Origin of the sequence: Pseudomonas sp. DWP3-1-3b3, from assembly GCF_049896305.1 — a bacterium.
GTDB classification, from domain to species: Bacteria; Pseudomonadota; Gammaproteobacteria; order Pseudomonadales; family Pseudomonadaceae; genus Aquipseudomonas; species Aquipseudomonas azotoformans_A.
Window position 1 is genome coordinate 97,509 of the sequence record NZ_JAFCUA010000015.1, and the last position, 10,853, is coordinate 108,361.

General features: G+C 61.2%; 9 protein-coding genes. 5 read left to right on the top strand and 4 right to left on the bottom strand.

What is annotated here, in order from left to right; translation table 11 throughout:
* Window positions 1-37: 37 nt before the first annotated feature.
* The 4 genes from speA to ACP7BX_RS29065 form a co-directional block, all read right to left on the bottom strand.
* Window positions 38-1,951 carry an arginine decarboxylase gene (gene speA / locus ACP7BX_RS29050; protein ID WP_426131534.1) on the bottom strand — a complete coding sequence of 638 codons (1,914 nt, stop codon included), beginning with the start codon at window positions 1,949-1,951 and terminating at the stop codon, window positions 38-40.
* 143 nt (window positions 1,952-2,094) lie between these two features.
* Window positions 2,095-2,466 carry a translation initiation factor Sui1 gene (locus ACP7BX_RS29055; RefSeq protein WP_012722004.1) on the bottom strand — a complete coding sequence of 124 codons (372 nt, stop codon included), beginning with the start codon at window positions 2,464-2,466 and terminating at the stop codon, window positions 2,095-2,097.
* A 182-nt stretch (window positions 2,467-2,648) separates the two neighbouring features.
* Window positions 2,649-3,185, bottom strand: coding sequence for an NUDIX hydrolase (locus tag ACP7BX_RS29060; protein ID WP_426131536.1), 537 nt, complete (start codon window positions 3,183-3,185; stop codon window positions 2,649-2,651).
* Window positions 3,186-3,187: 2 nt separating this feature from the next.
* A complete protein-coding gene (locus tag ACP7BX_RS29065) occupies window positions 3,188-4,165 on the bottom strand; it encodes a DUF2333 family protein (RefSeq protein ID WP_370468598.1) in 978 nt (325 codons plus the stop codon).
* A 388-nt stretch (window positions 4,166-4,553) separates the two neighbouring features.
* Here ACP7BX_RS29065 and ACP7BX_RS29070 point away from each other — a divergent pair, with 388 nt between their 5' ends.
* From ACP7BX_RS29070 to accC, 5 genes are all read left to right on the top strand, one after another.
* Window positions 4,554-6,224, top strand: a complete 1,671-nt coding sequence (locus ACP7BX_RS29070; protein ID WP_426131538.1) for a diguanylate cyclase — start codon at window positions 4,554-4,556, stop codon at window positions 6,222-6,224.
* A gap of 1,466 nt (window positions 6,225-7,690) precedes the next feature.
* Window positions 7,691-8,239 (top strand): methyl-accepting chemotaxis protein, encoded by a 549-nt coding sequence (locus tag ACP7BX_RS29075; RefSeq protein ID WP_405045891.1) that lies wholly within the window; start codon window positions 7,691-7,693, stop codon window positions 8,237-8,239.
* Window positions 8,240-8,384: 145 nt separating this feature from the next.
* The gene (gene aroQ, locus ACP7BX_RS29080; protein ID WP_010213488.1) at window positions 8,385-8,840 is read left to right on the top strand and encodes a type II 3-dehydroquinate dehydratase; all 456 of its coding nucleotides are present in this window, start codon (window positions 8,385-8,387) and stop codon (window positions 8,838-8,840) included.
* A gap of 24 nt (window positions 8,841-8,864) precedes the next feature.
* Complete coding sequence (gene accB, locus ACP7BX_RS29085; RefSeq protein WP_017136744.1) at window positions 8,865-9,326, top strand: acetyl-CoA carboxylase biotin carboxyl carrier protein; 462 nt, start codon at window positions 8,865-8,867, stop codon at window positions 9,324-9,326.
* Between the two features lie 17 nt (window positions 9,327-9,343).
* Entirely contained in the window at window positions 9,344-10,705 is a 1,362-nt protein-coding gene (accC, locus tag ACP7BX_RS29090; RefSeq protein ID WP_010213490.1) for an acetyl-CoA carboxylase biotin carboxylase subunit, read from the top strand.
* Window positions 10,706-10,853 lie beyond the last annotated feature (148 nt).

Consider the following 10,853-nt stretch of genomic DNA (forward strand, 5'->3'; position numbering starts at 1 on the left):
GCCAGCTCGCTCACCACAAAGACCGAGTTTTACGCGGTTACGAGGACAGATACGAAGAACGCGTCAGGCCCAGACGCAACGCGTCCAGGAACTGGGTACGCTCCGAAGCACTGATCTTCGCGCCCGCACACTTGTCACGGTAATGCGTCATCAACTCCTCCGGCGACAAGTGCACATAGCGCAGCATGTCTTCGATGGTGTCGTGGGTCTCGATACCGGCGCTGTACACCGAACCGTCTTCACGCTGGTAGATGTTCACCGAGTCGGTGTCACCGAACAGGTTGTGCATGTCGCCCAGGATTTCCTGGTAAGCACCGACCAGGAAGATACCCAGCAGGTAGTCTTCACCTTCGTTCAAGCCGTGCACTGGCAGGCTGGTCTCGATGGACTGCTCGTCGACGTACTGCTTGATCTTGCCGTCGGAGTCGCAGGTCAGGTCTTGCAGCACGGCGCGGCGCAGCGGCTCTTCATCGAGGCGGTGCAGCGGCAGGATCGGCAATACCTGGCCGATGGCCCAGGTGTCCGGCAGGCTCTGGAACACCGAGAAGTTGCAGATGTACTTGTCGGCCAGCTTGTCGTTGAGTTCGTCCAGTACCTGGCGGTGCGAGCGCTGGCGGGCCTTGAGCGAGTTGTGCAGGCGGCGGCACACGGCGAAGTAGCACTGCTCGGCCAGGGCTTTCTCGGCCAGGGTCAGCTTGCCGTCGGCGTACTGGGTGGCCACGTCGCTCATGTAGTGAGTGGCGCGCCAGTAGGTTTCGGTGACCATCTCGATGTCGGTCGGACCCAGCAGGTCCACCAGCCATTGCACGGTTTCCGGCAGGGCTTCTTTATTCTCGATCACCGGAATTTCGTCGTTGTGTTTCTCGACGTCGGTGACCTGCACCACCAGCATGGCGTGATGGGCGGTCAGGGAACGGCCGCTTTCGGAGAAGATGTTCGGGTGCGGCAGGCTCTGCGCGTCGCAGAATTCCTTGAGCATGCCCACGACCACGCCGGCGTAGTCGTCCATGTCGTAGTTGATCGAGCTGGCGTTACGCGAGTGCGTACCGTCGTAGTCCACACCCAGGCCACCGCCGACGTCGATGTGGTCCACCGGCAGGCCAAGGTTGCGCAGCTCGCCGTAGTAACGGATGGCTTCCTTGAAACCGTGCTGGTAGTCCGCCAGGTTGGCGATCTGCGAGCCCATGTGGAAGTGCAGCAGGCGGATGCCCTGGTCCAGGCCCGCCGCGCGGAAGCGCTCGACCACCGACAACAGTTGCGCCGCCGACAGGCCGAACTTGGATTTCTCGCCCCCGGTGTCCGCCCACTTGCTCGATGCCAGCGACGACAAACGTACGCGCAGGCCAACCTGTGGCTTGACCTTGAGGCTGGCGGCTTCTTCGATCACCAGTTCAACTTCGGATTCTTTCTCGATCACGATGAACACGTTGTGGCCGAGTTTCTGGCCCATCAGCGCGAGGCGGATGAACTCACGGTCCTTGTAACCGTTGCAGACGATGGTGCCGCCCTTCGGCGCCAGGGCCAACACGGCCAGCAGCTCAGGCTTGGAGCCGGCTTCCAGGCCGATGGACACGTTTTGGGTGGCGATGATGTTCTCGATCACCGCTTCCTGCTGGTTCACCTTGATCGGGTACAGCGCGGTGTACTTGCTCTGGTATTCCAGACGCTCGATGTTCGCATCAAAAGCGCCGGTCAGCTGGCGTACACGGTCTTGCAGGATGTCGGGGAAGCGCACCAGCAACGGCAACGACAGGCCGCTTTTGCGCAACTCGTCGACCTGTTCGTACAGGTCGACCGGCGTGCTGTTCGGGCCGTTCGGACGGACTTCAACGCGACCGGCATCATTGATCGCGAAATACCCGGCCCCCCAATGGCGAATCCCGTAAACACTGCGGCTGTCCGCAACTGTCCATTGGCTGCCATCGTCTTTGCGTGTGCGTCGTACGGACATCGAAGTCCCCTATAAATGAAGTCGAAGGCACCGCCCCTATCAGAGGCTGGCGCAGTCTAAAGAATGAAAATGACGATTTGCCTGCGTGCAAGGTAGGACCCCACGCGCAGGACAGAGTTTAGACACAGGTCGGGAAGAGGCTTTCAGCCGCCGGACTTCTTGGCCTTGTACCCGAGCTTGATCAGCTCGGCCAACAGCAACTCGACGTGATCGCCCTGGATCTCGATGACGCCGTCTTTCAACGCGCCTCCGGTGCCACAGCGTTTTTTCAGCGTCGTGGCCAGTTCCTTCAGGGCTTCTTCGGCCAACGGCACGCCGGTGATGGTGGTCACCGTCTTGCCGCCACGGCCTTTGCTCTCGCGGCGTACGCGGGCAATACCATCGCCTTCAGGGATCAGGGTCTGTTTGCAGGTACACGAATCCACGGGCTGACGACAGTCCGGGCAGTGTCGACCTGCGTCGGTGGAAAATACCAGGCCACCAAGGGCGGCGAAGGATGCGGCTTTTTTGGCCACCGGCAATCCTCTTGGGAGGATGAAGACTGATCGGCACCCGCAAAGCGGTGAACCGACCGCGAAGCCCCACTCAGGCAGGGGCAGCGCTACCGGACCGCCAAGGCGGTTCGGGTGAAAAGTCGCGCAGTGTAACCACAAAAAGCCGACTTGCTAAGAGTCAAATGGCGCCAATTTATGCAACTTTAGCGACGCGAGGCCAGATAACGCCGCAACCCTTCCTGGGCATCCGGGCAGTAAGGCTTTTGCACAGCCTCCTGCAGGACTGTTTCAAGGGGTAAAAAGCGCGCCTCCATGACCTCTTCCGGCTGTAGACGCAGTGGCCCGTCCCAGACGGCAGAGTAGGAGGTGCACCAGAGCCGGCTGTCGCCATCTTCGAAATAGAAGTGGTCATGTTCGACTAATTCCACGCCACCGACACCCAACTCCTCTTCCAGCTCGCGCGCTGCCGACACGGCATACGACTCTCCCTGCGCCACCATGCCGCCCGCCGCCGTGTCCCAGAAACCGGGATACAACGCCTTGCTCAGGGTGCGCCGATGCACACACAGCTCACCCTTGGAGTTGAACAGGAATATGAAGGTGCAACGGCCAATCAGGCCGCGCTGGCGAAGGTCGGACCGCACAAGGTGGCCGAGCAGGTGGTCCTGCTCGTCGACCCAGCAGATCAGTTCAGCATCGGAAGCCGCGCGGTGTGCGGCCTCCTTTTGAGTAGCGTCCATCATCAACCCTGGTTGAGGAGCTGACGCAAGTCGATCACTGCAGCGTTGGCCCGGGAAATGTAGTTGGCCATCACCAGCGAATGATTCGCCAGTACCCCGAAGCCACTGCCGTTAAGAATCATAGGACTCCAAACCGGTTCCTGCGAGGCTTCCAGCTCACGAATGATCTGGCGCACGCTGACCGTGGCGTTCTTCTTGGCCAGTACATCGGCAAAATCGACTTCAATGGCGCGCAGCAAGTGCGACAAGGCCCAAGCCTGGCCACGGGCTTCGTAGAACACGTTGTCGATCTGCATCCATGGGGTTTCCACCACTTCCTCATCGACCTGCGGCACTTCACCCGGCGCCAGGGCTTCGGTTTTCAGTGCGGTGTTCAGTTTCACCCGGCCAACGCTGGCCGACAGGCGTTGCGACAACGAACCCAAGCGCGTAGCGACGTCGCCCAGCCAGTTGTTCAGGTTGTCGGCACGCGCATAGAACAGCGCGCCGCGCTGGTTCGGGTCGGACAGACGCGCTTCGTAACGGCTCAGGGAATTGATGCCTTCCTGGTATTCCGACTCACTGGACGGCAGCACCCAGCTCTTGTTGTCGAAGTTGAAGCGTGGCTCGGCCTTGGCCAAGTCCGCGTCTTCGGCCGACTGCGACTGTGAGCGGGCGAAGTCTTTACGCAGGGCGCGGGTCAGGTCGCGCACCTGCACCAGCACGCCGTATTCCCAGCTCGGCATGTTGTCCATCCACAGGCCTGGCGGGAAGCGGTCGTTGGAAATGTAGCCACCGGGCTTGTTCAGCAAGGTGCCGACCACGGTCTTGAGGGTTTCGACCGTGGTGTAGCCCACCACCATCTGCTTGCCTTCCTTCTCGGCGGCCAGCTGCGCGTTCTGCTGCACCGGAAACAGCGCCGGCTCTTCGCTCCAGTACCAACCCAGGGCGCCGGTGACCAACAGGTACAGGCCGAGCACACTGAGCACGGCACGGCTCATCAGCACGGTACGAAAATAGCCGCGGTTGGCCGACTTGGGCTCAGGCGCGGGGCCTTTGGCGCTGCCTGCACGGTTTTTCCAGTCCAGCATGGCGATATCCTTTCAATCACTTGAGTTCATGCACTTGAATTGATGGCGTGCGTTCAAACACTCCGACCACAACCCTACCCCATCGTGCCCACCCTTGCGGGGCTTTTCGCCAAACTGGCGCACAGGGGACGTTCGACTATAAAGGATGCACGCTTTTTACGCAGCGCGACCCTCCAGTCAGCAACTGAATGCGACGGGCACGCAGTTTATTGACGTATGACACTCATCCCATCGGAAAGAGGTGCTAGCATAGAGCCATCAGTCGACCTCAGCATGCACCCTAACTAGTAGTCAGGATATGACCGAGCCAGAAGACCCCAGCCGTGAGCGCCTCAAGCAGCATTTTGCCCAGCGGGTAATTCATCAGGCACGTCAAATTCTTGAGATCTGGCAGCGCCTGCAACGCAGCGAATGGTCCGGCGCCGACCTGTCCGAACTCAGCGAGGCCAATTTGCGCCTGCTGCGTTTTGCCGAGCGCTTCGAACAGCCCGAACACGGCCAGTTGGCGCGTCATATCGGTGAATCCCTCAAGGCGGTGGACGAAAACCGTGGCCGCTTGAGCAGCCACCTGATCACCGAACTCAACCGCTTGATGCAGCGCCTGTCCCGTACCGGCCTGCGCCAGGGCGACCAGCTCGAACAAACCTTCCTGCCGCCCATGCGCAAGCCGATCTACGTGATGCTGGCCGATCACGACCGCGCCGAGCGGCTGGCCAAGCAGCTGGAATTCTTTGGCATGAGCGCTCAGTCCCTCGACAGCGTGGCGGCCTTTCGCGCATCAATGGCCGAGCGCCTGCCTTCGGCGATTGTGATGGACGTGGACTTCTGTGGCACCGGCCTGGGCCTCAAGCTCGCCGCCGAAGCCCAGGAAGGCCTGGAGCAAAAGCTGCCGCTGCTGTTTTTCAGCTTGCACGAAACGGACACCCCGACCCGCCTGGCCGCCGTGCGCGCTGGCGGCCAGGAATTCCTCACCGGCACGCTGGAAGCCTCCAGCCTGCTGGAAAAGATCGAAGTGCTGACCTGCGTCGCCCAGTACGAACCGTACAAGGTGCTGATCATCGACGACTCCCGGGCCCAGGCGCTGCACACCGAGCGCCTGCTCAACAGCGCCGGCATCGTCACCCGCACGCTGATCGAACCGATCCAGGCCATGGCCGAACTGGCGGATTTCCAGCCTGACCTGATCATCCTCGACATGTACATGCCCGCCTGTACCGGCACTGAACTGGCCAAGGTCATCCGTCATAACGACCGTTATGTGAGCGTGCCGATCATTTACCTGTCGGCCGAAGACGATCTGGATAAACAGCTGGACGCCATGAGCGAAGGCGGCGACGACTTTCTCACCAAGCCGATCAAGCCGCGCCACCTGATCACCACCGTGCGCAACCGCGCCGCGCGTGCGCGCAACCTCAAGGCGCGGATGGTGCGCGACAGCCTGACCGGCCTGTACAACCACACCCACATCCTGCAATTGCTCGAAGACTGCAGCTTCCGCGCGCGCCGCGAGAACAAGCCGTTGAGCTTTGCCATGCTCGATATCGACCACTTCAAGCGGGTCAACGATAGCCACGGTCACCCCATGGGCGACCGTGTGATCAAGAGCCTGGCGCTGTTTCTCAAGCAGCGCCTGCGCAAGACTGATTACATCGGGCGCTACGGCGGTGAAGAGTTCGCCATTGTGATGCCGGACACCGACCTGGAATCGGCGTGCAAAGTGCTGGATGAAATCCGTGGGCGCTTTGCCGAAATCCACTACCCCGCCCAACCCCAGGATTTGTGGTGCACCTTCAGCGCCGGGCTGGTGGAGCTGTGCGACGGTTCCGACAGCCTGATGATGGCGGCCCAGGCCGACGAGGCGCTGTACCGCGCCAAGGATGCGGGACGCAACCGCGTGCAAGCCGCGCGCACGTCAAAGCAAAGTGCCACCTTTTCACCAGATTCCACTGATTCGGTCATAACCCTGTAATGAAAACGCAATAACTTCAGGCACTTATCTTTTGCTGTCGGTTGAAACCACGCATGCGCCTGAAGCTGCTGACCAATCTCAATACCCTTCTTCTGGTGGCCGTGTGCCTGGCGCTGGGCGCGACCCTGTGGTGGTCGCAGCGGGCGCTGGAACGGCCGTATTTGCTGATGGAGCGCTACCTGGGGTTGTCCCAGACGTTCCAGAACCAGGCCGCGCGCAATATCGACGACTACCTGTCCAGCGGCGACGCCCTGCGCTTGAGCAGCGCCAGCCAGAGCCTGGAAAGCCTGTTGCAGCATCTGGATGAGTTGCCGGCGGACCTCGCGCAAAACCTGCGCCCGAGCCTGGTGGACCTGGATGCGTTCAGCAAGACTGACTTGCTGGCGGCCGGCAAACTGGCCGGCGACCCGCAAGCCTTGTTACTGCAGGCCGAGCGCGAGTTGGGCGCGAACCTGGAGCAATTGAGTCAGTACGCCATCGGTGTGAACTCCGCTGAAGCAGCCCGTTATCTGCCGCCTTTGCTGGCGGCGTCGCAGCACCTCGGCAAACTGTCCCTGGCCCGCGACAAACTGGTGAGCAGCGGGCGCGCGGAACTGGCCGATGATGTGGAGCGCGAAGTCGGCAACATTCGCAGCCAAGCCGATATGCTGGAACAGCTGCCGTTGCTGGGTGTGAAAGCCAGTGCCGAATCCAGCGCCGACGACTTTTCCGCGCTGATGGGCCTGGAGAACACCGAGAAAACCGAAGCCCAGGACACAGGCGTCGACCTCAAGCGTGAACTCAACAGCCTGCTCACCCGCTACCCCGCCGAACTCAAGCGCACCCGCGAACAGATCCAGCAACGCACCGACCTGGCCGCCAAGACCCACCAGAAAATCGACACCGTGCAGCAAGCCATCGCCGGTCTGGAACCCGTAGTGCGCGCACAGCACGGCAAGATCCAGGGCGAAGTGCGTCTGATGCAAGGCGTGATGATCGGCCTGATCCTGCTGATCGCGCTGCTGATCGACACCCTGCAACGCCGCCTGGCACGGGTGCTGACCAACCTGGCACCGGCCCTGTCGACCTGGGCCGAGGGCGATTTCAGCCAGCCGATTGCCCTGGGCAAGACCAACCGCGAGCTACACGACATTGAAGCCTCCCTGAACCGTCTACGGGCTTACCTGGTGGATTTGGTCGGCACCATTCGCGGCAATGCCGAGGAAGTCGCCGGCAGCAGCCGTGCGCTGGCCGAACTGAGCAGCGGCCTGCACGACGGCGCCGAACGCCAGGCCGGGGATACCGCGCAGATCCGTGATTCGCTGGGTGAACTGGAAGCGACCATCCAGCAAGTGGCGGGCGATGCCAGCCAGGCGGCGGGCGCCAGTCGCAGTGCTGGTCAGGCAGTGGAGCAAGGCCAACGCGTGATCGGCCTGAGCCTGACCGGGCTGCATGCCCTGGTGGGCGAAGTACAGCAGAATGCGCAGATGATCGAAAAACTCGCCGAAGAGTCCGCCACCATCGGCGGCGTGCTGACGGTGATCCGCTCGATTGCCGACCAGACCAACCTGCTCGCCCTCAACGCCGCCATCGAGGCCGCCCGCGCCGGTGAGGCCGGACGTGGTTTTGCCGTGGTGGCCGACGAAGTCCGCTCCCTGGCCCAACGCACCGCCGGCGCCACCGCAGAGATCCAGACCCTGATCGCCGGCCTGCAAAGCGCCGCCCATCAATCGGTGCAAGGCATGCGTGCCCAGGTCGAGCACGCCGAGGCCACCGCCCAGCAAGCCCAAGCAGCGGACGGCGCGCTGGATGAGATCGTCGGGGCTATCCAGACCATTTCCGACACCGCCGTGCGTATCGCCGATGTGACGGCACAGCAGAGTGGCGCCGTCAGTGAGATTCGCGACAACAGCGAGCGGATTCACCAATTGGGTGAGGACAACTTGCTGCGAATCGGCCAAGGCCGCAGCCAAGGTGAGCACTTGCTGGTGCTGGGCGGGCAGCTCAACACCGCCGTGCAGGCGTTTCGTGTGTAACTGACCGAATCCGGCCTCACAGTCACAAATTTCGCGCTATCCTCGCTAATCGTGCTGCCTACTGCATAGAACTGGACAGTCACAAAGGCTTTGCGGCATAGTCGCCGGGTTCTGCCGTACCCACATCAATAACAAGGAACAGCCGATGGCGACCTTACTGGTTCTTCACGGACCCAACCTGAACCTGCTCGGCACCCGTGAACCGGGCGTCTACGGGGCAGTCACCCTGGACCAGATCAACCTCGACCTGGAACGCAGGGCGCGTGAAGCCGGCCACCATCTGCTCTACCTGCAAAGCAATGCCGAGTACGAATTGATTGATCGCATCCATGCCGCGCGTGGCGAAGGCGTGGACTTTATCCTGATCAATCCCGCCGCTTTTACACACACAAGCGTTGCATTACGTGACGCATTGCTGGCGGTGAGCATCCCATTCATCGAAGTGCATTTGTCGAACGTGCACAAACGCGAAGCTTTCCGCCATCACTCCTACTTCTCCGACGTAGCGGTAGGTGTGATCTGCGGCCTTGGCGCCAGCGGTTACCGACTGGCCCTGGAGGCCGCCCTGGAACAACTTGAACAACCGGCCAAGCGCCCCTGACCGACCCTTGGGAGTTGATGATTCATGGATATCCGTAAAGTTAAGAAACTGATCGAACTGCTGGAAGAATCCGGTATCGACGAGCTGGAAATCAAGGAAGGCGAAGAGTCCGTACGGATCAGCCGCCACAGCAAGACCCCGGCCCAACAGTTCTACGCGCCACAGATGCAAGCACCGGCGCCGGCTGCTGCTCCAGCCGCCGCACCTGCTGCTGCCGCTGCACCTGCCGCTCCAGCGGCTCCTGCGCTGAACGGTTTCGTGGTCAAGTCGCCAATGGTCGGTACCTTCTACCGCACCCCGGCACCGACCTCGCCTGCCTTCGTTGAAGTCGGCGCAACCGTGAAAGTGGGCGACACCATCTGCATCGTGGAAGCGATGAAGATGATGAACCACATCACCGCGGAAAAAGCCGGCGTCATCGAATCCATCCTGGTAGAAAACGGTCAGCCGGTTGAGTACGACCAGCCGCTGTTCACCATCGTTTGAACCGCGGAGCGCCTTCGATGTTGAAACCTGCGAAGAAACTGCAAAAAGTCCTGATCGCCAACCGCGGCGAGATCGCGCTGCGTATCCTGCGCGCCTGTAAGGAAGAGGGCATCAAGACCGTCGCTGTTTACTCGACGGCCGATACCGAATTGATGCACGTGAAACTGGCGGACGAAAGCATCTGCATCGGCCCGCCACTGGCCACGAACTCGTACCTGAAAGTCTCGAACATCATCGCGGCCGCGGAAGTGACCGGCGCTGATGGCATCCACCCTGGCTACGGCTTCCTCGCGGAAAACGCCGATTTCGCCGAACAGGTGGAAAAATCCGGGTTTGCCTTCATCGGCCCGAAAGCCGAAACCATTCGCCTGATGGGTGACAAGGTTTCGGCCAAGGACGCCATGATCGCGGCCGGCGTGCCAACCGTTCCTGGCTCCGACGGCCCGCTGCCGGAAGACGAGGAAACCGCTCTGCGCATTGGTCGCGAAGTCGGCTACCCGGTGATCATCAAGGCCGCCGGTGGCGGTGGTGGTCGCGGCATGCGCGTGGTGCACAAGGAAGAAGACCTGATCGAAGCGGCCAAGCAGACTCGCTCCGAAGCGGGCGCCTGGTTCGGCAACCCGATGGTCTACCTGGAGAAGTACCTGACCAACCCACGTCACGTGGAAGTGCAGGTGCTGTCCGACGGCCAAGGCCACGCCATCCACCTGGGCGACCGCGATTGCTCGCTGCAACGTCGTCACCAGAAGGTGTTGGAAGAAGCGCCGGCACCGGGCCTGGATGAAAAAGCGCGTCAGGAAGTACTGGCTCGTTGCGTCAAGGCGTGCATCGACATCAACTACCGTGGCGCGGGCACTTTCGAGTTCCTGTACGAGAACGGTCGTTTCTACTTCATCGAGATGAACACTCGCGTGCAGGTAGAGCACCCGGTATCGGAGATGGTCACCGGTATCGACATCGTCAAGGAGATGCTCAGCATCGCCGCCGGCAACCCGCTGTCCTTCACCCAGGACGACGTGAAGATGCACGGCCACTCCCTGGAGTGCCGCATCAACGCCGAAGACCCGAAAACCTTTATCCCGAGCCCTGGCCTGGTCAAGCATTTCCACGCGCCCGGCGGTAACGGCGTACGTGTGGATTCGCACCTGTACAGCGGCTACAAGGTTCCGTCCAACTACGACTCGCTGATCGGCAAGCTGATCACCTGGGGCGCCACCCGCGACGAGGCCATGGCCCGTATGCGCAACGCCCTGGACGAAATCGTGGTTGACGGCATCAAGACCAACATCCCGCTGCACCGGGACCTGGTCCGCGATGAAGGCTTCTGCGAAGGTGGTGTGAACATTCACTACCTGGAACACAAGCTGGCTAACCAGTAAGTGCTCCACCCAACAAAGCCGCCTTCGGGCGGTTTTGTTGTTTGTGGGATACAAAAGACACCACAAAATAGTGTGGGAGATTCTATGTTGCAGGGGAACCCTGCAACCTTAAATTCGGCTGGTATTCGCTCTGATTTTTCATAAGCGC

Excerpts from the sequence above, each read along its gene's own strand:
- speA (WP_426131534.1), bottom strand. The coding sequence starts at position 1,951 with ATGTCCGTACGACGCACACGCAAAGACGATGGCAGCCAATGGACAGTT.
- ACP7BX_RS29060 (WP_426131536.1), bottom strand. The coding sequence starts at position 3,185 with ATGGACGCTACTCAAAAGGAGGCCGCACACCGCGCGGCTTCCGATGCT.
- ACP7BX_RS29065 (WP_370468598.1), bottom strand. The coding sequence starts at position 4,165 with ATGAGCCGTGCCGTGCTCAGTGTGCTCGGCCTGTACCTGTTGGTCACC.
- ACP7BX_RS29070 (WP_426131538.1), top strand. The coding sequence starts at position 4,554 with ATGACCGAGCCAGAAGACCCCAGCCGTGAGCGCCTCAAGCAGCATTTT.
- ACP7BX_RS29075 (WP_405045891.1), top strand. The coding sequence starts at position 7,691 with ATGATCGAAAAACTCGCCGAAGAGTCCGCCACCATCGGCGGCGTGCTG.
- aroQ (WP_010213488.1), top strand. The coding sequence starts at position 8,385 with ATGGCGACCTTACTGGTTCTTCACGGACCCAACCTGAACCTGCTCGGC.
- accB (WP_017136744.1), top strand. The coding sequence starts at position 8,865 with ATGGATATCCGTAAAGTTAAGAAACTGATCGAACTGCTGGAAGAATCC.
- accC (WP_010213490.1), top strand. The coding sequence starts at position 9,344 with ATGTTGAAACCTGCGAAGAAACTGCAAAAAGTCCTGATCGCCAACCGC.